We start from the raw sequence: 22,169 nt of genomic DNA on the forward strand, positions 1-22,169 counted from the left end.
GTTTTTTAATCTTTAATTGTTTCCCCGATGCACTCTAACCCGCTTATTCGGGTCTTGCTTCTTCACCCAAGACAAAAACTTCTCCATTTGCGGCTCATCCTTCAGCCTATCCAAAGAATTAAGTTCCTGGGCTAATCGCGTATTGTCAAATAAATTATGTATTTGCCGATGGCAGGCAGAACATATCTTTGCAGTCGGTCCTGGATCTTCATTTTTCCGTTTTGTTTTCTGCCTTGGAATCAAGTGATGGACGGTCAACCGCTCCACTTCTCTTTCACACAATTCACACTGCATTTTTTGATAAGGCTTATAACTCAAGACTATCTAACATCATTATATGTCGATGAAAAAAGTGAGGCGCTTTTCATGTGCTATTTACTAAAAACATAACGTCAATGAAATTGAGACTATAGCAATCTATTTCCTTCGTGAACCAATCAGTTCCTCTTTGTCTCTTCCTAAGCGCTAGCTCTTTCAGAGCCGCTTCGCTAACGCACAGGCTAAGCACATCCGCGCCGCTACGCGAACGCCAACGTGTTCTTTGTGTCTTTGCGGTTCAATACACTGTTTTTGCCTTCACAAATAATTTCAGATAGCAACAAATACTAATTGGATTTGTTGTAAACAAATTTAAAATTCAGTAAAAATACGATTTAAGGCTAAACTTGCTTGTGCTAGGTATATAAAGAAACTTCCAGTTGCCAAATTATCCCAGCCATCTAGCAAAAAAAGCAATGTTTCAAACCCATAAACAAGATGATGTTATCTCAGGTGCTGCATTTGTTACCGGAGGCGCGGCGGCGGGTGCTGGAGTTTCCGCAGCAGTTGGTGGGATGGGATTAGTCGGAGGATTCGGAGCAGTTGGAATTGGCATGGCACCCGTTACAGCAGCGGGCGCGGTTGCTGGTGCTGCTGCTTATGGAGCATTCAAAGCGATAGGAGAAGGAGATGCTTTCGCTTTAGGTTCGATGGGAATTGGTGCAGTAGGCGGCGCAGGTTTTTCCTCTGTTTTTGGCGGCATGGGATTAGCTTTCAAGGGAACAGCGGTTGGAATTGGTATGGGTTCTTTTGCGGCAACAGGTGCAGTTTTTGGGCTGGGAGTTTACGGTTTATTGAAGCTGATTGACGGCTCTGGAAGCGGGGAAACCGCATATCAAGCTTTCGAGCGGATGGAAGAGAAAGTATCATGGCAAGAAGCTTATACTAATGCTCTTATAGAGCTAGAATTAGCAGCGCTAGATAAGAAGCTAGCAGGTGATGTTTTAGAGGAAAAATTTGCCGCTATAGAAATTGAAGGCGAGTTGAAGGCGCTAAAAGCAAAAATACCAGCGAAGACTGTTTTAAATCTAAATTATTCTGCACCTTATAAAAATATTTCATCCAAATTTTCTACATTTCACCCAAATTTAAATCCCTCTGTAACGCCTAAAATTTCTACTCATCAAACACCGTTACCTCAACCGGAATCTTCTCAGCCTAAGATGGCACCAGGATTGACAAAAATTGAGTCTCAGACACCTCAAGGCTGGAAATGCATACACACCCTAAAAGAGCATTCAGCCTCAGTCAATTCTATTGCCATCAGCTCCGATGATCGGACGATTGCTAGTGGCAGTGATGATAGAATCGTTACCCTGTGGAACCTGAAGACTGGAAAACAGATTTTTAACTTCTTTGGGCAAGGACAGGAAGTTTCTTCAGTGGCAATTAGCCCAGATGGTCAAACGATTGCCAGTGGCAGTTTTGACCAAAAAATTACTACCTGGAATCTGCCTAAAAAAGAATTTCTCCGCACCTTCTTTTATTTAAACTCCTCTTACAGTCATTCGGGCTTTGTTTACTCAGTTTCCTTCAGCCCTGACGGAAAAATTATTGCGAGTGGAAGCGCTGATAAAACGATTAGGCTTTGGGGTGCCTATACGGGAAAACTAAGAAGCACTCTTAATGGACATTCTGACGCGGTTTTGTCTGTTGCGATTAGTCCTGATAGCCAAATTCTTGCTAGTGGAAGTGCCGATCAAACTATCAGGCTTTGGAATTTGAGCGGTGGACAACAGCATCGCATCCTTATCGGACATTCAGGCTGGGTTACTTCTGTCGCCTTCAGCCCGGATGGAAAGACTCTAGCGAGTGGGAGTGGAGACGCGACAATTAAGTTGTGGAATTTCCAGACTGGAGAATTGCTTCGCACTCTTACAGGACATTCATCTGGGGTTGTTTCTATCGCTATTAACCCTGATGGAAAAACCCTCGCCAGTGGCAGCCGAGACGGTACTATCAAACTTTGGAACCTAGATGGAGAACTGCTGGATACTCTGCCTGGGCGTCATCCTGTTGCTTTCAGTTTCGATGGACAGACGCTGGTGAGTGGCGGTGAGAAGAACACACTGAAAATTTGGCAAAAATGCTTTGGCGTGAGTGAATCTACACTTGACGCAGTGCCATCTGGGGAATGGTGGGAAGTTTTAGGCGTGGAAAGGAACGCTGATGCTGATGATGTTAAGCGTGCTTACCGACGTTTGGGAAGGCAGTATCACCCTGATGTTAATCCTTCTACCAATGCCCAAGCTCAAATGCAGGCAATTAATCAAGCTTATGCCCAGTTTGAGAAACAATGGAGCGATCGCTAACAGCATAAATCCTTTCAGAGATTCACCCTACGAGTCTTGTCTAATCTCTCACTGTTTGATCTGACCTAGTCGTGAAGGCTGCCATCCGGCATGATGGCTCCACTCAAATTAGCTTCGCTGAGGTCGGCTCCACTCAAATTGGCTCCACTCAAATTGGCTCCACTCAAATTAGCTCCACTCAAATTGGCTCCACTCAAATCTACCCAAACCATATCTGCCTTGCTCAAGTTAGTACCGCTCAAGTTAGCTCCACGCAGATTAACCCCAGGAAGGTTCGCTCTACTCAGGTCTAGCCCTGCCAGCAATACATTCGGGGCAATCAACAATGCTCCTGCTAGTTTTGGATCAAACTCTTCGGGAAACTTAGTTTGTTCGTTGTAGAGCGCTCTACGGAAGTTCGTTCCCTCCAAGTTGGCCTCGCTCAAGTCAGCTTCATAGAGATGGGATGCGCTCAGATTAGCCTCATTCAGATTAGCTCCACTCAGGTCAGCTCCCCGCAGGTCGGCTAAACTCAAGTTAGCTTCACTCAAGTCAGTTCCAATCAAGTCAGCTCCAATCAAGTCGGTTAAACTCAAATTGGCTTTCGTCAAGTCGGTGCCAATCAAGTCGGCTAAACTCAGGTTGGCTGCAATTAAGAAGGCTCCAAACATTTCAGCTCCACTCAAATCGGCTCTACGCAAGTCTGCCTCACACAAGTCGGCTTCCTCCATGTGGGTTGCGGCTAGGGTGCATCGGCTCAGAATCGCTCGACTCAAGGTAGCTTTTTTTAAGTTGGCCCCACTAAAATCCGCCTGACTGAGATTTACCCCACTCAGGTCGGCTCCACTTAGGTCGGCTAGACAAAAATCTCTTTCGCCCTCTACATATTTCCTCAGTAGTTCATCTGCGTCCATCGATTCATACCAATTTGCGGAACAGTTGCATGATTTTCAATCGGGAAAGTCGCTGACTGTCTAAGATTTTCAACCCAAAATCCCAAACCCCAAATCTAAAATTTTAGGACTCCTTCCCGCCTCCAATCAGTAGAGTAACTTTTCCTCATAAAAAAGCCCCCAATTGGGGGCAAGCTTTGTCAAAAAAGCAAAAACAAAGATTCAAATCAGATAGAGGATGGTGAACAAAATAATCCACACAATATCGACGAAGTGCCAATAAATCTCTGCGGCTTCAACGCCAAAGTGGTGTTCGCTGCTGTAGTGACCGGGTTTTAAACTGCGCCACAAAACAGCAATCATCGCCCCTAGTCCTAAAAGAACGTGGAGACCGTGGAAACCAGTCAGAACATAAAACGTGCTGGCAAACAAGTTAGTGCTGAGGCCAAATTCCAAATGGGTATACTCGTAAACCTGACCCCCCAGGAAAATCGCTCCCATTAAGGCAGTTGCGGCAAACCAAGTCCTTAAACCTGCCACATCGTTCTTTTTGATGGCAGTATCTGCATTGTGGATCACGAAACTGCTAGAAATCAGAATCAGTGTGTTGATTCCGGGCAGTAATAGCTCTAACTTTGGCGTTCCTTCCGGGGGCCAACTGGGTGCCACAGCGCGAAAGGCGAGATAGGCGGTAAATAAGCCGACAAAGATCATGCCTTCCGCAATCAGAAACACAATCAGCCCCTGGATGCGGAAATCATGATGTTCTACGCCGTGGGCTTCCACAGTCGCTTCTGAGTTGTGGTGATAGTTGAGGGCAGTTTTCGCTGGGTCAATCGTTGAACCTTGCATGAATCTCCTCTAGAAAGAGTTGGATACGTAATGGGTAGTGGAGAATCGGTAATAGGTCATCGTTTCCCGATTACCGATTACCATTACCGATTGTGACTTTCTCCTTGGCGGTCATCGGGATTCACCGCCACTGCGGGATCGGGATCGGCACGGAGAGCCGAGTCAGGGCCAGCAGCCAAGACTGGATTTCGAGGCTCGTCAAAGGGCACCTCTACTTGAGTGCGGCGATCGCCCATCCCATAGTCATAAGGCCCAGTGGCTAACACTGGGTCTTTCTCAAAGTTTTCCGGTGGCGGGGGCGAGGTTGTCATCCACTCTAGGGTCAGTCCTTGCCAGGGGTTATCAGGTGCCTTGGGACCCGCTATCCAACTCCAGCAGGCATTAACAATGAAAGGAATGGTGGAGACGGCGAGGATGTATGCCCCAATCGTGCAGATCACGTTGAGAGTGGTAAATTTCGGGTCATACGAAGCAATCCGTCGGTTCATCCCTTCTAGACCTAGCTTGTGCATCGGCAGGAATGCCATATTGAAGCCAACCAACATCAGGACAAAGTGAACTTTGCCCCAAGTTTCGTTCAGCATCCGCCCCGTCATCTTGGGGAACCAGTGATAGAATCCGGCATAAATGCCGAAAACACTGCCGCCAAAGAGGACGTAGTGCAGGTGAGCCACGACAAAGTAGGTGTCGTGAACGTGGATATCAAAGGGCACAGCTGCCACCATGACGCCACTGATGCCGCCGATGACAAACATGGAGATAAAGCCCATTGCGAACAGCATGGCGCTGTTCAGGCGCAGTTTGCCGCCCCAAATGGTTGCCAACCAGCTAAATACTTTGATCCCTGTAGGGACAGCAATCACCATTGTGGTGATCATGAAAAACATCCGCAACCAGGCAGGGGTGCCGCTGGTAAACATGTGGTGCGCCCAGACGATTAGCCCCAAAAAGCTGATTGCCAGACTGGAATAAGCGATCGCTTTATAACCAAAAATCGGCTTGCGGGCGTGAACCGGCAAAATTTCAGAGATCATCCCGAAGAAGGGGAGGATCATGATGTAAACCGCCGGGTGGGAGTAAAACCAGAATAGGTGCTGATACACGATGGGATCGCCCCCCCCGGTCGGGTTAAAGAAGGACGTACCCACCAGCAGGTCAAAGGATAATAGAATCAGTGCCCCTGCTAAAACTGGCGTAGCGATGAGAGCCAATGCAGAAGTGGCGAGCATTGCCCAGCAGAACAAGGGCATTTGATTCCACCCCATCCCTGGCGTCCGCATCTTCCAGATGGTGACGAGAAAATTGATCGCTGCCAGGATTGAAGAGGTTCCCAGTATCAGGACACTGAGAATCCAAATCGCTTCACCGGGTTTGCCACTGACAACGCTCAAGGGGGGATAAGAAGTCCAACCCGCACCGGGTGCCCCGACTAAGAAACTGCTCAACAGCAGCAACCCAGCCGGTGGGATGATCCAGAAGGCGATCGCATTCAGTCTCGGAAACGCCATATCCCTTGCCCCAATCAGCAAAGGCACCAGGTAATTCCCAAAGCCGCCGGTTCCCGCAGGCACGATCCACAAGAAGATCATCACCGTCGCGTGAACCGTAAATAAGCTGTTGTAAACATCTGGGGCGACAAAATCGGACTCTGGCGTTGCCAGTTCCGTGCGAACGGCTGTTGCCAGGACTCCACCAATCAAATAAAAGATAAACGTCGTGACTAGGTATTGAATCCCAATCACTTTATGGTCGGTACTAAAGCTAAAGTATTCTCGCCAATGGGTTACCTTCGGTTGTTCACCGTGGGCTGGTAGATTTGCTTTTTCTTGAAGCTCTACTTGTGTCATCTCAAATTCAGAAGTTAAGGGGGGTCAGAAGAGTTTTGAGTTTTGAATTTTGAGTTTTGAATTAAATAAAAGATTTTTACGAGAACTTTTTTAACTCACAACTCAACACTCATCACTCATCACTCTCTTACTCAGTGGTGGTGGAGAGGGTGTAGAGTTTCGGCATCGATCCCCATTTCACTGGCGTAGGGAGCCAAAAACTCAGCATCTGAGCGTTCTGCGGGGTTTACTGCCACCGCCCGATCGAGAGTCTCCGAACTGGCAACTTCTTGCTGCTCGGCAAGCCAATTCTGGAAATCTTCGGGGGTCTGAACAATGACCGTTGTCTTCATGACTCCATGATAAGCACCACAGAGTTCCGCACAAATGAGCGGATACTCACCGAGTCTGTTGGGTGTAAACCGCAGCTCAGTTTGGCGTCCTGGAACCGCATCCTGCTTGAGGCGAAACTCAGGCACCCAAAAAGCGTGTATAACATCATTTGCCGAGATGTTCAATTTCACTTCCCGTCCAAGCGGAAGATGCAATTCGCCCGCTGTCACATCGGTTCCGGGGTAGCTAAAAAGCCAAGCAAACTGTAGACCCGTAACATTCACATAAAATTCTGGATTTTGTCCTTGCTTGTCAGGTGTGGGACCAATGCGACCGGAAGTTACGCCTACATCGGCTGAATCCCGCAGTTGAGGAAGCTCCTTGCGGACTTTTGCCGTAGCGGGGTCTTCTAAGACTTTATCTTGCAGCTGCTGATTGCGATTTTCAGTGTCCGTGGCGTTTTCAGCCTCTGTTAAGGTAGCTGCAATCGCCGCTCCAGGCATTTTGGCAACCTGCTGATGACTCGGAGCGTGAGCAACCGAATGATCCATCGGATTCAGTCCGCCGATTTGACCATAAACCTCAAAACTGTAGATCGAGATTCCCAGGACGATCACCGCTGGAATCGCCGTCCACAAAATTTCTAAGGGAACGTTGCCATGCACGGGTGGCCCGTCCGTATCATCGCCAGGACGTTGCCGAAATCTAATTGCCGCAATGATAATTATTCCCTGAACCAGCAGGAACAGACCTGTGGAAATGGTCATCATCGCGTTAAACAGCCTGTCGATTAGGGTTGCTTCCTCAGAGGCTGCTATCGGCAAAAGACCGTGGTTTTGACCGTACCACAGGCTGACAAGGGTCAGCACAATGCCAACCAGTAAAGTTAATATCGAGCTTGGGATTTTCACGGGCTTTGTCTTGGATTTGGTGCAATTCTAAACAAAACAGTGTGGGCTGATGCCCAGACCGATTTGGTCTATCTAGACTGCCTCGAAGTGAAGCTGCCTTTGTGTTCGATCTTAGGAAATCAGTAAGAGCCTCATTAACCACGGTAAGGCAGAGATCCCATAAAGGTGAGCCAATCTGAGTTATCTTTTGGAATTTTTTTGGGATCGCCGCCATTTTCAGGAAAGGTACCAGCAGACAAAGCCATTTCCGCTAGGATGAATCCTGGGAGGCGTCTCCCGCCCTGTCAGGGATTCGGGATTTAGAGCTAGAAGATTGCTTCTGGATTCTAGCGGTTTTCTCTTTGAATACCAGTATTCTTTTTTACAATGAAATACTTGATTTAGAAGAAATCTAAAAATTTTAGCCGCAGAGGTTATTGCATTGCCCTAATTCGCCTCAATTTCCGCCAAATCTCGGCAATTGGAAGAAATTCCTAAAGCGGTGGCTGATGATGCAACGGGGTCATTAGAGTGGTAGCTAGAGCCGGTCATCTTCCTCCATTCAGATGCTAGGTTGGAATTGAGCGGATACTCTGATTTGATTGGTGAAAAATTAGCTTTTTGAACGCTATGACAGAATCCGTCCTTCATCAGGATGTTCGCACTCCGGAGGATTCCCACCCTAGGGACAAGATCCGTCGCTTGGTGTTTCGGCTGGGCGTCGCTACGCTGGTTTTGATGGCGATTGGGAGTGCCACAAGAGTGATGAATGCTGGGCTGGCGTGCCCGGATTGGCCTCTATGCTACGGTCAACTGGTGCCTTCTTCGCAGATGAATCTTCAGGTGTTTCTGGAGTGGTTTCACAGGTTGGACGCGGCAGCAATCGGCTTCGGCGCGATCGCGCTAGCAGTTCTTTCCTGGTGGCATCGGCTATCGCTCCCCAAATGGATGCCTTGGGCGTCCACCTTCGCACTCTTTTTAGTCGTATTTCAGGGCGTCTTGGGAGGGCTGACCGTAACGCACTTGCTGCGTTTTGATATTGTCACTGCTCACCTGGGAACCGCACTGTTGTTTTTCATGACCCTCCTGATAATTGGCGCGGCACTGTTGCCTTATCAAGGCACGGGCACGGTTGGAAAATTGCCGTGGGTGAGTTTAACGGCTGCAATTTTGGTCTATCTACAAAGCCTCCTGGGTGGATTAGTGGGTTCTCGCTGGGCGCTCCATCAGTGCTTTGGGGCGCAAGAGTTGTGTACGGTGATGAATAGCCACATTGCGGGTGTCGTTCCCCCAACTTTAGCGATCGTTGCTGTCGTGCTTTTGGCATGGCGCACACCCGCACTGCACCCGATGCTGCGCCGTCTGGCTAATCTGGGTGGTGGTTTACTGGTGTTACAAGTGATTCTCGGTGTGGCGACCTTCCGCTTGCACCTCCAAGTAGAACCACTGACCGTCGCTCACCAGGCAGTCGGAGCCGCCTTACTCGGAACGCTTGTTGCTTTTACTGTTTTGGCGTTGCGCGATCGCGCCAGTGTCATTCCCAACCCTTCCGTATAGCTCTTCATCAATCCGCACCCCTCAGGGTGGGACTCTACAAACAAAGCCTGCGCTCGTTTACCCTTGAGCGATCGCGTTGCGGCAGGCTAAGTAATTTAGGAAAAAATAAATAATGCAGGAAATGATAGTTGGAACCGATGTCTCCCGCAGACACCAAAACTTCCTAGAGGTCATTCAGAGTTACTACCAGCTGACAAAGCCCCGAATTATCCCGCTGCTGTTGATCACAACGGCGGCGAGTATGTGGATGGCATCAGATGGACAGGTAGATCCGCTGTTGTTATTGGTGACGATGGCGGGTGGGACTCTCGCTGCTGCATCTGCTCAAACCCTCAACTGCATCTACGATCGCGATATCGATTATGCAATGGAGCGCACCCGCCACCGCCCGATTCCTTCCGGTCGGGTGCAGTCCCGCGATGCGCTAATTTTTGCAATTGTCCTGGCTTGTCTCTCTTTCACCTTGCTGACCGTCTTCGCTAACCTGCTCAGTGCCCTCTTAGCAATCTCAGGCGTTGTCTTCTACATGGGCATCTACACCCACTTGCTAAAACGCCACACCACGCAAAATATCGTGATTGGCGGTGCCGCAGGAGCGATCCCAGCGCTAGTCGGTTGGGCAGCTGTTACCGGCACTTTAAGCTGGGCAGCTTGGCTGCTTTTTGCCATCGTATTTGTGTGGACACCCCCCCATTTCTGGGCGTTAGCTTTAATGATCCGAGATGACTACGCCAAAGTCGGCATTCCGATGCTGCCAGTGGTTGAAGGTGAAGTGGTCACGACTCGGCAAATTTGGCTTTACACCCTGATTATGGTACCGATGACGTTGCTGCTGGTTTATCCTTTAGGCACGTCTGGTATTGTTTATGGCATTGTTGCCTCAATCCTGGGGAGTATCTTTATTAAGAAAGCATGGCAATTATTGCAGTCACCTGGAGATAAACAGGTCGCGCGATCGCTTTTTAAATACTCTATCCTCTACATGATGCTGCTCTGCACCGGCATTGTCGTCGATAGTTTACCAGTGACGCATCAATTCACCGCATTTGTTGGCGAACATCTACAGACATTCATTAGCGCGATCGCAATTTTGCAATGATCCCGCGATTAGAAATCGCGTCTAAACAAAAAACCCGCCTAGGCGGGTTTTTTGCGTTGAAAGCGATCGCTCTGTTTAAACTCTTGCGGAAAGGATTGGGAATGCGATCGCATTTCTATCAACAATTAGCGCGATCGCTCAACCGGCAAAATCTATCTAAACCTAACAGCTAGAACTCGGAAAACTCCTCTTCTGAACTGCTAAATATTTTGCCATCAGGCATTGTTGCTCCCCTAAATTTAGCCTTGTTCAAGGAAGCATTCTGTAGATTAGCATTTCTTAAGTTGACACCACTCAGATTGGTATGGGTCAAGTCAGCACCACTCAAGATAGCACCACTCAAGTCAGCATCACTCAAGTCAGCACCACTCAAGTCAGCACCACTCAAGTCAGCACCACTCAAAGCTACTACCACAGTAGTGTTTCCCCGATAGCTTTTTTCTAAAATACTATTGGTCATATTGGCACTATTTAGAATGGCACCAGTTAGGTCAGCACCATTCAGAATGGCACGACTCAGATTGCTACTACTCAAATTTGCATTTGTGAGGTTGACATTTGTTAGGTCAACACCACTCAGGTTGGCACTGCTGAGGTTAGCACCGCTCAAGTCGGCACTACTAAAATTTGCACTACTCACCTCAGGAGCAGCACTGATCGCCTTTACTTCACTCAGGTCTGCCCACATTAAATGCGCTCCCGTTAGTTCTGCATTGGTCAAGTCGGCTTTTCTCAGGTTCGCTCTAGCCATTTGTGCGTTATTTAAGTTTGCTCCTCTTAAAACTGCCCCACTTAGGTTTGCCCAACGAAGCTCTGCATCTTCTAAAGAAGTTTGGCTGAGGTCTGCGTCAGTTAGTTCTGCATAGACAAGTTTTGCCGCATCTAGTCTTGCTAAACGGAGCTTTGCTCCTCTTAGGGTGGCTGCATTCAGGTTTGTTTTTTTCAGATATGCTCCTGTCAAATCTGCCTGATCCAAGTTTGCCTTGCTTAGGTTTGCGCTAGTCAAGATAGCTGAGGTCAGCATAGCCCCAGTTAGAATAGCCCCACTCAGATTTTCCCCAATTAAGCTGGCAGTGCTGAGGTTTACTCCTGAAAAATCCCTCTCCCCTGCTGCATATCGCTTCCGAAGCTCATCCTCTCCCATCCGTTCTGAGGAATCAGCCTCTAGAGGAAAAAGTTCGCATAAGTCGCAGCCAAAGTAGTCGCATAAAACTTCAGATGTATTGCAGTCAATTCGATCAAACTCACCTTTGTAAAGCCTGCTGATGGCATTGATACTAAGACCCGTCTCTTTTGCTAGTTTGTACTGGGATAGCTCCCGTTTTTCCATCAAATCCTTTAACTTACAGCGAATTTTTTTCATAAGCGCTTTGTTTACCACTTGAGACTTAATCAGGACGTGTCTCACTATACTTATGATATCGGATACTACTCACGCTTATGAACATTATTGTAAAAGAACTAACTACTTAAATAGTTGACAGGGCGATATTGGCGAAGTTATGCTGTGGATGTCAAGGGCAGAATTGCCAAAAAAAAGCCCGCCAGCTCTAAGGCTGGGGGCCTGTAGTTAATTTGTTATCTCCATTATGAACCACAATCCATTAGCTGTACCTCAGCAACGGCTTCACACGCCCGATCAGGTTTTAATCGTCGATACAGAGACAACACATCTGGAAGTAAACGCGGGCCAGGTGATAGAAATTGGAGCAATCCTTTATTCGGTGAAGCACCAAACCACCATCGAGCAATTTTCAATAATTTTGCCTGCACAGAGTAATCCGGCAGAGCATATAAACCGAATTAAACCAGCACCGCTAATGGAAATGACAGCAGAACAAGCTGATCGGGGAGTGCGGATGCTCGTTGAGATGGCAAAAATGGCGCAAGTTATTGTGGCGCACAATGCCGAGTTTGATAAGAAGTGGTTTGGTCTCTCAAAAAATGGGAAAAGCACATTACCTACTTTATTGAACTTTGAAGGGGAACCGCTTCCTTGGGTATGTACTTGTAACGATTTCAAGTGGCCTCGTCAAACCCGTTCTGGTCAATCTTTGCTCGAATTGGCAGCAGCTCATGACATTGGAGTTTTTGGAACGCATAGGACACTAACTGATTGCCAGTTAATCGCAGCTCTTTTTGATCGCATGGAAAACTTGCAAGCTATGTTTGAAAGAGCTTTAAGACCCAAAGCTCTTTTTAAAGCTCTTGTAACCTATGACAATCGTCAACAGGCAAAACAGGCGGGTTTCAGGTGGATTTCTGAGCGAAAGAGCTGGGAACGAACAATGGCTGTGGATGATAGCAAAAAACTTCCTTTCTCTGTCACGCAAATAGCACTCTGTCACTAATCCGGCTAGAGTTTCCCAATTTAGTTAAATCAAGCGATCGCGCTTTCTCTATCTCAGATATGGGGACGGTCGCGATCGCTTATCCGTATAATTGTCTGGCGCTGTATCGTCCTGAGATGGTACGGACTTTTCGCCTTTCAAGTAGAGAAGTCCAGCACGGTAGGAGTATAAATCCTGATGAGGGATTGAAATACAATAGAAACAAATAGTGTTTAGATTTGTTAATTTGGGACATCTATGGCTCCCGCTGTTTTAATCGAAAAGCTTCAGAAACGGTACGGCTCAGTAGAAGCCGTTAAAAATGTTTCCTTTCAGGTCGAACCTGGTGAAATTTTTGGTCTATTGGGGCCGAATGGTGCCGGGAAAACAACAACCCTGCGGGTCTTGTGTACCCTGACAACACCCGATGCTGGCAAAATTGAAGTTTCTGGCATCTCCGTTGTGGATAACCCTAGGGGGGCACGGCAACGCTTAGGCTATGTGGCTCAGGAGGTAGCCTTAGATAAGGTGCTGACAGGGCGGGAACTCTTGCAACTGCAAGCCGCACTGTATCACCTCCCCCGTGCCGTAGCGAAACAGAGAATTGAGGCGGTGCTGAGCATCTTGGGATTGCAAGAATACGCCGATAAAAAAACTGGCACCTACTCTGGCGGTTTACGCAAGCGCCTCGACTTAGCTGCTGGGTTGCTGCATCAGCCAGATGTCTTAGTTCTGGATGAACCAACCGTGGGGTTAGATATTGAAAGCCGTGTCGTTGTGTGGGATTTCTTGCGCCAGTTGCGAGCATCGGGGACAACGGTGCTGATTACTAGCCACTATTTAGAAGAAATTGATGCTCTAGCCGACCGGGTGGCGATTATCGACCGAGGGGTGGTGATTGCGGCTGGGACGCCTTCTGAGTTGAAGGATCGAGTGGGAGGAGATCGCATCACCCTGCGTATCCGCGAATTTTCTCCTATTGAGGAAGCAGAGAAAGCGAAAAATATGCTGCAATCTCTGCCCTTTGTCCAAGAAGCGATCATCAATAACGCTCAGGGGAATTCCCTTAATTTAGTAGTGACGCCCCAAAGCGACGCGCTGATGACGATACAGCAATCTCTACAAGCCGCTAATTTACCGATTTTTGGCATTGCCCAAGCTAGACCTAGCTTAGATGATGTTTACCTCGCGGCTACGGGTAGAACCCTGATGGATGCAGAACTTGCAGCAGCGGGTAGCCGCGATCCGAAGGCAGAGAAAAAGCAGAATATGCGGTAAGCCAGCTTTTACACCACCAAGCGACCAAAATCTTACATCCAACATCAACATCTGAAATTAATATGAGCAGTACGATAACGCCTCCTAAACCTGATATCCGGTTGCAGCCAGAGGCAGCTGGTAAATCTAATGCCGGTGCTGCATCCAGCCTCGTCAGCGACTTTATTCAAGAAACTCTGGCTTTAACGAAGCGCTTATTCATTCAATTGCAACGGCGTCCCTCGACGCTCGTGGCGGGAATTATCCAGCCTTTGATGTGGCTGGTTCTATTCGGGGCGCTGTTTCAAAATGCTCCTCAAGGCATTTTTGGCAATGATTTGAGCTACGGGCAATTTCTCGGTGCCGGGGTGATTGTTTTTACCGCCTTTGCCGGGGCACTGAATGCTGGATTGCCGGTGATGTTTGACCGGGAATTTGGCTTTCTCAACCGCTTATTAGTCGCTCCTCTGGCATCCCGATTCTCAATTGTGGCTGCCTCAGCTATCTATATTGTGACGCTGAGCTTAATCCAAGCGGCAGTGATTGTTGCAGCCAGTGCTTTTTTGGGAGCCGGTTTACCCAATCTTTTAGGCTTGGGCGCGATCGCATTGATTGTTCTGTTGCTGGTTCTGGGTGTCACCGCTTTGAGCTTGGGTTTAGCTTTTGCTTTGCCCGGTCACGTCGAGCTGATTGCTGTAATTTTTGTTACCAACCTGCCTTTACTGTTTGCCAGCACAGCCCTCGCCCCTCTATCTTTCATGCCCAATTGGTTGCAGGTTGTTGCAACTCTCAATCCCCTCAGCTATGCGATTGAGCCAATTCGTTATCTGTATCTCCACAGTGATTGGGCACTCAGTAGCGTAGTAATGCAAGCTCCTTGGGGCACTGTAACTTTTGGCACTGCCATATTGGTGCTTCTCGGTTTTGATGCAGTAATATTATTAACAATTCAACCCCTGCTGCGTCGTCGGTTTGCTTAAGAATCGTCTTGAGTAATGAGTACCAAGTCTTGAGTGAGTTTTGAGTTATAAAGTTGAACATAGAGATCAATTTTTTCGTCTTTATTCAAAACTCAAAACTCACAACTTTCGTAGCGTGTTTCGCCCCAAATTGTCATGAATAAAAAAACTAAACTGGTTCTCGGTGTTCTGGCTGGCATGGGATTCGCCTCCTGCTTGCTGCCTCAATTGACTCTGGCTCAATCAACCCTGTCGCAACCAGGAGCGGTCAGTCCCGCAGACACTTTCCAAGAGCAAAATACAGACCCATTTTCTCGGACGAATAACGGCGGTGCGTCTGGTGTCTTTGACTTGATGCATCGAGCCACCTTGGGCAACATTCGCAGTATGGACGAGTTTAATTCTGACCAGAAGAATAATCTGAATACTGCCGCCGATCAGTTCCGACGTCAACAACTACAACTTCTTGGTACTCCCAATCAGGCAGCACCTGTAGCACCTGTCACTCCAGTAAACTCAGTAACACCCGCCTCTTCGACGCCATAACTAATCAGTATTCAAATAGTCCTGTGATTGAGAAGCCCGGTTTCCTTAAGGAAATCGGGCTTCTCGGATTATTTCTAGAGACTAAAGTCGTCGGCTCAAGAAGCCAGTGCCGCTAAGATATCCTGAGCATGACTACCCGTGTTGACGCTGGAATCAACGTGAACGATCTTGCCAGTGCCATCAATCACGTAAGTTACGCGCTGGGCATAACCGCTACTTCCTTCAACGTCATAAGCTTTGATAATGCTGCCATCGACATCTGCCAGTAGGGGAAAAGGCAAATTGAACTTCTCGGTGAATTTCTGGTGAGACGCTTCATCATCCTTGCTAACGCCCAAGACTACAATATCTTTGCCTTGATAGTCTGCATAGGCATCTCGAAAGCTACAAGCTTGTTTGGTACAGCCGGGTGTATCATCTTTGGGATAAAAATACAAAATCACAGTTTTTCCTGCCAAATCAGACAACGAGACAGTGTTCCCATTGGTATCTTTGGCGGTGAAAGTGGGTGCCGTTGTACCGACTGCTAGAGCCATAAATTCTATTTCCTGCTCAGTTATGATTGTTTGGTGAAAATCAAATTTTACAATATTTTAAAATTCCGCTTGGGCTAAGCTAAGGTGGATGACGGCAGTCAGTCTCCTAACGAGACGCGCCGGAGAGCGTCTACAGCTAAAACCATAAAGCTTGTGGGTGCGATCGCTAAAAGTCGGTTAATAAATAATCGATATTGACTAGATGGCAATTTTTAATCCTCTGCTGTTTCCTGACATTAGATGAAGAGATGAATTCTGTTGAGGCAAAAAACTCCCAGTCGATTCAATATTCCCCTGGCAGTGTATCCCGTGCCGAACGAGCGATGCGCTGTTCGCCCTTCCTCCTGCCTTTGTTTGCAGCGATGCGCTCAACCAGCGTTCCCCTGCAAGCGATCGCTGGTGCTTCAGGCGTCCAACACCAGTACACCCGCCATCCTGTGCGGGAACTAGGCGCAGAAAGTTCCCTGTTGTGGCTGATTCAAGTAGGCATTCTGCGGCGAGAGGTGGATGGTCAAGGAATCACCGATAGTTTTCGCCTCACGCCTTTGGGACGCCAATTGGTTGAAAAATGGGAACTTCAGGGTGGTTCGTGGCCTGCCCCCTCTCTTAGCGATCGCTTCTATAATGCCTTAAATCGTTGGTTCCGGTTGTTTTGAGGACTGAGGACTGAGGACTGAGGACTGAGGACTGAGGACTGAGGACTGAGGACTGAGGACTGAGGACTGAGGACTGAGGACTGAGGACTGAGGACTGAGGACTGAGTAAGAATTTTTCCCTGCCCTCCTGTTTTGTGCCTTTCGCCTGCTTGCCTGCTTGCCTGCTCTTCCCTATAACCCCAAACTATTAAAATGAAAGCGATTATGGTCGTGGGAACCACATCCCACGCAGGAAAATCTCTACTAACCGCAGCACTTTGCCGGATTCTATCTCGGCGCGGCTGGCGAGTATCTCCCTTTAAAGCGCAGAATATGGCGCTGAATGCTTATGTAACGCCCACTGGAGGAGAAATTGGTTATGCCCAGGCAGTCCAAGCTTGGGCTGCGGGAGTCACGCCCTGGGTGGAGATGAACCCAATTTTACTTAAGCCCCAAGGGGACATGACTTCCCAGGTGATTATCAAGGGCAGATCCGTCGGGCAAGTGGGTGCTGCGGAATACTACGAGCAGTATTTTGATATAGGTTGGCAGGCAATTGAAGAATCGCTGCAACGTCTTTCCGAAGAATTTGATTTACTGGTCTGTGAGGGAGCGGGTAGCCCAGCGGAGATTAACCTTAAGCACCGCGACATGGCGAATATGCGGGTAGCGAAGCATTTAAATGCCTCAACCTTGCTGGTCGTGGATATCGACCGGGGGGGCGCTTTTGCCCATGTAGTGGGTACTCTGGAGTTGCTGGAGAAGGAAGAACGGGCGTTGATTAAGGGGATTGTCATTAATAAATTCCGAGGACAGCGATCGCTCTTAGACTCCGGCATCACCTGGCTAGAAGAACGCACCGGCATTCCCGTTGCAGGTGTCATTCCCTGGATCGATCAAGCTTTGCCCGCCGAAGATTCCCTAGATTTGTTTGAGCGTCGCACGACCAAATCTCACAGCGATCTCACTATTGCCATCATCCGCCTTCCCCGGATTTCTAACTTCACCGATTTTGACCCCCTAGAAGCAGAATCCAGCGTTACGGTGAAATACATTAGCCCCAGAGAACCCTTGGGACATCCGGATGCCGTGATTATTCCAGGTTCCAAAACCACCATCGCTGACTTGATGCTGCTGCAAAAAACCGGCATGGCGCAGGCAATTCAAAATTACGCGGCAGCAGGCGGTACTATTCTGGGAATCTGCGGCGGTTTCCAGATGCTAGGCAAATTTTTAGCCGATCCTGAAGGAATTGAAGGTGAAACCGGACGTTACAAAGGTCTGGAATTGTTACCCGTAAAAACCGTAATTACCGCCCAAAAAATTGCCCGCCAACGACTCGTAACTTCTAACTATCCTCAAACTGGTTTACCCGTCGCCGGTTATGAAATCCATCAAGGGCGCACGCGGCTGTTGGATTCAGAGGAAGGAATGGGGGCATCCGGACACGCACCCAAGCAATACTCCTACAAAACCCTATTTGACGATCCGAGTTTAGGGATTGTCGATGCTACTCAATCCGTTGTGGGCACTTATCTCCACGGTCTTTTTGATAATGGCCCTTGGCGAAGAGCCTGGTTAAATCACCTACGGCAGCAACGGGGGCTTCCATCTCTCCCCACAGGCGTTGCCAACTACCGCGAACACCGAGAAACCATTCTGGATTCGCTGGCAGATACGGTGGAAGCTCACCTAGATTTAAACCCTATTTTGTCTTAAGGCATGGGTAATGGGTCATTGCTTTTCACCCATTACCCATTAGCAAATACCCATTACTCATTACCAACTACTGATGAGCGTAAGTGTAATTTTTTTACCTGACGAGATTACGGTTGACGCTGAGGCAGGAGAACCGTTATTACAGGTAGCAGAACGGGCTGGGGTGTTCATTCCCACCGGGTGCCTGATGGGTTCGTGTCACGCCTGCGAAGTGGAGGTAGCGGACGGACATACCATCTGTGCTTGTATCACAGCAGTACCGGCAGGGTGCGAACAATTAACAATCAATCTCTACGTTGACCCCGTCTGGTAGCAAACTACACACAGGATTGGGCCGTTAATGGAATATTTGCTTTACGGATTAGCAGTCTATGGGTTGCTAGTAGCGTGCCGCTACTTGATTTTTTTTCAGCGACTTTTAGGCTTGACTCTACAGTACATCGATTACGAAATTCGGAGGGCCGAGGAAATCCCTGCTTATATCAAAGATTTATTTGAGATTCCGTTACCAGAACTTGAAAAGCTAGGGTTTCAGTTCCATTCCTATTTCAGCTTTAATGACATTTACCTGGATGCCTCGAAAAGCTGGGGGATGGTGCTATACAACGAGGCATTTAGAACATTTGCCAATGTAAACATTCGTAGCCTACCGGAATCGGTGAGGCTGTTTACGATCGAGTTTCTTACGTTTTTTGAGGATGGTGTCCTGTTACACACAATGAATGGACAGGCTTACGGGGTGATTGGGGAAATACCCAATACCATTCTCCAAGATCCTTACGCGGTAGAAACCCAGGAACAGTGGCAAGTCCATCAAGACAAGCTTGAGCATTTGGCGCTTACAAAAATGCCCCTCGCGATGTCATCAAAGACATTTATTGAGACATTGCGATCGCATCATGTCACCTACATAGACAGCTTGGTGAAATCAGGGCAGCTATCACCGATTAAAGGAACGCCACTGCTAGAACTTAATCTTAGTGCTGCGATGAAAACAGCGATTAAGCTGGGGCGGGATAGCGGCAAGTATACAACTCTGGTCAAAAAGTGGACGCAAAAGGCAAAAACCGAACCCTATCGGTATGTGGAGATTCCTTCGGCGGTGGAAGTGGAGGGATTCCGCCGGATGGAACGAATCGAACGGGGACGCGCCAGGAAGGGGATAAAGTCGTGGTTATTGCTTGGCAGTTTGGTCGTGTTTGCTATCTCCTTTACGCCATTTTTCGACTTGCAGACACTGCTGATTCTCGTCGGCGTCCTGTTTTTGCACGAACTAGGACACTTTTTGACAATGAGAGGATGCGGCTATAAAGATACGTCGATTTTCTTCTTGCCCTTATTTGGTGCTGCGGCTTCCGGACGCAAAGAAAATGCTACGATTCGGGAAAAATTTCTAGTTTTGCTGGCGGGGCCGGTTCCAGGGATAATCTTAGGAGTTGCGATCGCGCTGGCAATTCCCGATTCTCTCCAGCGTTCCCTAGGGTTGCAAGAAGTAATCAGCTTTCTGGTCATTATTAACTACTTCAATCTACTTCCTATCTTGCCCTTGGATGGAGGACGCATCCTAGATTTATTAATATTTTCCCGCCATCCCTACACCGATGTTTTGTTCAAACTTTTCGCCGTCGGGTTGCTAGTTTTTATCGGCATGAGTCCGGGGACTGGTATTTTTCTTTTCCTCGGATTTTTAATTGCGTTTAGCATCCCTGCTAGCTTTCGCAGTGCCAAGATTCTGAAGATCCTGCGGCGAGAACTGCCCCAATCAACTGACGATTCTGATAGCGTACTGATGGCTATTTTCCATACGCTTAACAAGTCTGGTTACAGTTCCCTACCCTTTGCTCAGAAGTACAGAATGGTCAAAGATATTGCCCAACGCTGTCGGGAATCCCATTCCAGTTGGGGAACCAGGCTGTTGTTGTTAGGCGTGTATTTGATGTGCTTATTTGGCGGATTGGTGATTGCGTTTGTCACGCTGCTACCCCAAAGTTCTTGAACCGCGAAGATGGAAAATGCGATCGCATTTGCGTCTTTTTCTTAATATCTCCCTCTAAAATCTCTCTCAGCTTTTAAGAAGGGGTGATTACTACTAAGTATTCCCTTGGGATTTAATCGCGTATTCTCGAAACCGATCCAAATCAGCTTGAATCGTGGATTCGACTACGCGCCCCAGGAAGAGATTATCCATTAATCTGCCCAGCCAGCCTGGAATGGCGTAAGCCACCGTTAGCTTAACAATGCTACTGCCGTGCCGGTCATAAAAGCGAATCGCACCCCGATTGGGTAATCCACCAACAGATTCCCATTGGATAATCTGGTTAGGCACCTTTTTCACGATACGGGCAAGCCAAGTGAATTCTAAGCCACCCGTGGCAAGTTTCCAGCGCGACAAGGTTGGGTCATTATCCTGAACTGTAACCGAGTCAATCCACTTCATCCATCGAGGCATTTGCTCCAGATCGGACCAGAGGTTCCACACCTCGTCAATGGGAACCGGCACCTCTACCTGCACGCTATGCTCTAGCCACTCAGCCATTTACTTCTTTTTTCCTTCGCACTATGCAGCGTTTTTTCGGTTTATTCCCCTAAACTGCCGACAACTGGCTCTTACCCTTTAATTCCTGTACATTTTCTAAAATCGCCTTTGCTGCCTGACGCCCAGACAGCGTTGCCCCTTCCATACTATCGATGTAATCTTGCTGAGTATAGCTACCCGCAAGGAAGAAATTGGCGATCGGCGTCTTCTGAGGAGGACGATAGGGGTCCATGCCAGGGGCTTCGCGGTAGAGAGACTGAGCCAGCTTCACCACACTGTACCAAGTCATGTTCAAATCACGGGAGGAAGGGAATAGCTCGTGTACTTGCTTGAGGACGTGTTGAGCGATCGCTTCGTTACTTTCTTTGATAAACGGATCTCCCGGCGTTAGCACCAACTGCAACAGCGAACCTTGTCCTTCGCGGTAATAATCAGAGGGACTCGTTAAAGCTAAGTCAGCAAAGCAGGAAAAGTCGGCATCTGCTGTATAAAGCAGATTATCAATTCCGGCAGCATGATGCACTTGGTGTCTTTCTTCGGCATCGTGCAACTCAGTCACCCAGCCATCAAACCGCAGCTGCACTGTCGCGACGGGCACTGTATCCAGCTTATAAATATTGTCAAATTCCGACCATTGACGCCACGCTTGCGGCAAAACACGCTGAATTCCGGGTACGTCACAGGCGCAGACATAAGCATCTGCGGTGATGGTTTCTTCAGTTTCGCCTTTAGCAACCACTAAGCCAGTCACTCGCGTCTCGTTGCCTTCGCCGGTATATTGAATTTCTCGTACCCGGCGACGAGTGTGAATTTTCGCGCCTCGTGCTTCTATGTATTCAATAATCGGCTTGTGCAGATACTCATCGGGAGAACCTTCCAGCATTCGCAGCACCGATGCCTCGGTTCTAGCAGCAAACATCTGAAAGATGGTTAGCATACAACGAGCAGAAATATTTTCGCAATCAATAAATCCGAGTGCATATGCAATTGGGTTCCACATCCGCTTGATGCTGCCATTACTGCCACCGTGACTGCGAAACCAATCGGCAAAGCTAACTTTATCGAGAGAGCGAATTGTTTTCATCGAACCCTCGAAGTCTACCAAACCGCGCACGATGGTACTGCTGCCAAGGGCGATCGCATTCTGTACTTTATCCTGCAATGACAGCTGCGATGTTGTAAAAAATGCTTTTAATCCGTTGAAAGGCGCACCCGTGATGAAGCGAAAATCCAAGGCACCTGTGACGCCTCCTTGATTGATAAAGGTGTGGATATGTTCTTTCAGGCGCAAATTGTCACCTGCCCCCACCTTCTTCATCAATTCAAATAGCTGGTAGTAGTTCCCAAAAAAGACGTGCAATCCCATCTCAACGTGATTGCCGTCGGCATCCACCCAACTGCCGACCTTACCCCCCACAAACGGACGAGACTCAAAGATTTCGACTTCGCAACCGGCATCGACTAAATCGACTGCCGCTGCCATTCCAGCCAATCCTGCCCCGACGATTGCAACCCGCATGCCATCTGTCCTTCTCAATTTCTTTACAAAGTTTAACAGGTGACAGCAGAAGATTACCGATTTTCATCGCCTG

21 protein-coding genes are annotated in these 22,169 nt (G+C 48.2%); 12 read left to right on the top strand and 9 right to left on the bottom strand.

From position 1 onward, the window contains the following. Nucleotides 1-12: 12 nt before the first annotated feature. On the bottom strand, nt 13-294 hold the full coding sequence (locus tag NC994_RS10435) for an HNH endonuclease (protein WP_190435063.1): 282 nt from the start codon (nt 292-294) through the stop codon (nt 13-15). A gap of 440 nt (nt 295-734) precedes the next feature. Between NC994_RS10435 and NC994_RS10440 the strand changes: the two genes are divergently transcribed. Beyond that, complete coding sequence (locus tag NC994_RS10440; RefSeq protein WP_190435065.1) at nt 735-2,630, top strand: DnaJ domain-containing protein; 1,896 nt, start codon at nt 735-737, stop codon at nt 2,628-2,630. Nucleotides 2,631-2,695: 65 nt separating this feature from the next. Here NC994_RS10440 and NC994_RS10445 read toward each other — a convergent pair whose 3' ends face one another. The 4 genes from NC994_RS10445 to NC994_RS10460 all read right to left on the bottom strand — a co-directional run bounded on the left by NC994_RS10445 (nt 2,696) and on the right by NC994_RS10460 (nt 7,424). Next, complete coding sequence (locus NC994_RS10445) at nt 2,696-3,523, bottom strand: pentapeptide repeat-containing protein (protein WP_190410979.1); 828 nt, start codon at nt 3,521-3,523, stop codon at nt 2,696-2,698. A 201-nt stretch (nt 3,524-3,724) separates the two neighbouring features. Beyond that, nucleotides 3,725-4,354, bottom strand: coding sequence for a heme-copper oxidase subunit III (locus NC994_RS10450; protein WP_190410978.1), 630 nt, complete (start codon nt 4,352-4,354; stop codon nt 3,725-3,727). Between the two features lie 83 nt (nt 4,355-4,437). Next, nucleotides 4,438-6,201, bottom strand: a complete 1,764-nt coding sequence (gene ctaD / locus NC994_RS10455; protein ID WP_190410977.1) for a cytochrome c oxidase subunit I — start codon at nt 6,199-6,201, stop codon at nt 4,438-4,440. A 131-nt stretch (nt 6,202-6,332) separates the two neighbouring features. Further along, nucleotides 6,333-7,424 (bottom strand): cytochrome c oxidase subunit II, encoded by a 1,092-nt coding sequence (locus NC994_RS10460; RefSeq protein ID WP_190435068.1) that lies wholly within the window; start codon nt 7,422-7,424, stop codon nt 6,333-6,335. Between the two features lie 609 nt (nt 7,425-8,033). Between NC994_RS10460 and NC994_RS10465 the strand changes: the two genes are divergently transcribed. The 3 genes from NC994_RS10465 (at nt 8,034) to NC994_RS10475 (ending at nt 10,232) form a co-directional block, all read left to right on the top strand. Next, nucleotides 8,034-8,960 carry a heme A synthase gene (locus NC994_RS10465; protein WP_190435070.1) on the top strand — a complete coding sequence of 309 codons (927 nt, stop codon included), beginning with the start codon at nt 8,034-8,036 and terminating at the stop codon, nt 8,958-8,960. 112 nt (nt 8,961-9,072) lie between these two features. Then, nucleotides 9,073-10,059 (top strand): heme o synthase, encoded by a 987-nt coding sequence (locus tag NC994_RS10470; RefSeq protein WP_190435072.1) that lies wholly within the window; start codon nt 9,073-9,075, stop codon nt 10,057-10,059. Continuing rightward, complete coding sequence (locus tag NC994_RS10475; protein ID WP_190435075.1) at nt 10,056-10,232, top strand: hypothetical protein; 177 nt, start codon at nt 10,056-10,058, stop codon at nt 10,230-10,232. The genes NC994_RS10470 and NC994_RS10475 overlap by 4 nt, the downstream gene beginning before the upstream one ends. On the opposite strand, the gene NC994_RS10480 is transcribed toward NC994_RS10475, so the two are convergent. Continuing rightward, nucleotides 10,229-11,422 carry a pentapeptide repeat-containing protein gene (locus NC994_RS10480; protein ID WP_190435077.1) on the bottom strand — a complete coding sequence of 398 codons (1,194 nt, stop codon included), beginning with the start codon at nt 11,420-11,422 and terminating at the stop codon, nt 10,229-10,231. The two genes, NC994_RS10475 and NC994_RS10480, sit on opposite strands and share 4 nt — an antisense overlap. A 226-nt stretch (nt 11,423-11,648) precedes the next feature. On the opposite strand from NC994_RS10480, the gene NC994_RS10485 reads away from it, so the two are divergent. The 4 genes from NC994_RS10485 to NC994_RS10500 all read left to right on the top strand — a co-directional run bounded on the left by NC994_RS10485 (nt 11,649) and on the right by NC994_RS10500 (nt 15,151). Continuing rightward, the gene (locus NC994_RS10485; RefSeq protein ID WP_190435080.1) at nt 11,649-12,410 is read left to right on the top strand and encodes a 3'-5' exonuclease; all 762 of its coding nucleotides are present in this window, start codon (nt 11,649-11,651) and stop codon (nt 12,408-12,410) included. Between the two features lie 237 nt (nt 12,411-12,647). After that, entirely contained in the window at nt 12,648-13,667 is a 1,020-nt protein-coding gene (locus tag NC994_RS10490; protein WP_190435082.1) for an ATP-binding cassette domain-containing protein, read from the top strand. A 62-nt stretch (nt 13,668-13,729) separates the two neighbouring features. Beyond that, nucleotides 13,730-14,626 carry an ABC transporter permease gene (locus tag NC994_RS10495; RefSeq protein ID WP_190410970.1) on the top strand — a complete coding sequence of 299 codons (897 nt, stop codon included), beginning with the start codon at nt 13,730-13,732 and terminating at the stop codon, nt 14,624-14,626. A gap of 135 nt (nt 14,627-14,761) precedes the next feature. Next, nucleotides 14,762-15,151: a hypothetical protein gene (locus tag NC994_RS10500; RefSeq protein WP_190435086.1), complete on the top strand. Its 390-nt coding sequence runs from the start codon at nt 14,762-14,764 to the stop codon at nt 15,149-15,151. A 95-nt stretch (nt 15,152-15,246) separates the two neighbouring features. Here the strand turns inward: NC994_RS10500 and NC994_RS10505 are convergent, their stop codons facing one another. Continuing rightward, nucleotides 15,247-15,687: a peroxiredoxin gene (locus tag NC994_RS10505; RefSeq protein ID WP_190410968.1), complete on the bottom strand. Its 441-nt coding sequence runs from the start codon at nt 15,685-15,687 to the stop codon at nt 15,247-15,249. Nucleotides 15,688-15,935: 248 nt separating this feature from the next. On the opposite strand from NC994_RS10505, the gene NC994_RS10510 reads away from it, so the two are divergent. The 4 genes from NC994_RS10510 (at nt 15,936) to NC994_RS10525 (ending at nt 20,037) form a co-directional block, all read left to right on the top strand. Then, nucleotides 15,936-16,343 (top strand): Npun_F0494 family protein, encoded by a 408-nt coding sequence (locus NC994_RS10510; protein ID WP_190426582.1) that lies wholly within the window; start codon nt 15,936-15,938, stop codon nt 16,341-16,343. A gap of 192 nt (nt 16,344-16,535) precedes the next feature. Further along, nucleotides 16,536-18,041 carry a cobyric acid synthase CobQ gene (gene cobQ / locus NC994_RS10515; RefSeq protein ID WP_190410966.1) on the top strand — a complete coding sequence of 502 codons (1,506 nt, stop codon included), beginning with the start codon at nt 16,536-16,538 and terminating at the stop codon, nt 18,039-18,041. Between the two features lie 73 nt (nt 18,042-18,114). Then, the gene (locus NC994_RS10520; RefSeq protein ID WP_190435089.1) at nt 18,115-18,354 is read left to right on the top strand and encodes a 2Fe-2S iron-sulfur cluster binding domain-containing protein; all 240 of its coding nucleotides are present in this window, start codon (nt 18,115-18,117) and stop codon (nt 18,352-18,354) included. A gap of 27 nt (nt 18,355-18,381) precedes the next feature. Further along, entirely contained in the window at nt 18,382-20,037 is a 1,656-nt protein-coding gene (locus tag NC994_RS10525) for a site-2 protease family protein (protein ID WP_190435092.1), read from the top strand. 93 nt (nt 20,038-20,130) lie between these two features. Here NC994_RS10525 and NC994_RS10530 read toward each other — a convergent pair whose 3' ends face one another. Together NC994_RS10530 and zds are read right to left on the bottom strand one after the other, a co-directional pair. Beyond that, nucleotides 20,131-20,577 carry an SRPBCC family protein gene (locus NC994_RS10530; RefSeq protein WP_190435095.1) on the bottom strand — a complete coding sequence of 149 codons (447 nt, stop codon included), beginning with the start codon at nt 20,575-20,577 and terminating at the stop codon, nt 20,131-20,133. A 49-nt stretch (nt 20,578-20,626) separates the two neighbouring features. Next, on the bottom strand, nt 20,627-22,096 hold the full coding sequence (gene zds / locus NC994_RS10535; RefSeq protein WP_190435098.1) for a 9,9'-di-cis-zeta-carotene desaturase: 1,470 nt from the start codon (nt 22,094-22,096) through the stop codon (nt 20,627-20,629). Between the last annotated feature and the right edge of the window lie 73 nt (nt 22,097-22,169).

Source organism: Trichocoleus sp. AS-A1, from assembly GCF_039962015.1.
Classification (GTDB): domain Bacteria; phylum Cyanobacteriota; class Cyanobacteriia; order Cyanobacteriales; family FACHB-T130; genus FACHB-T130.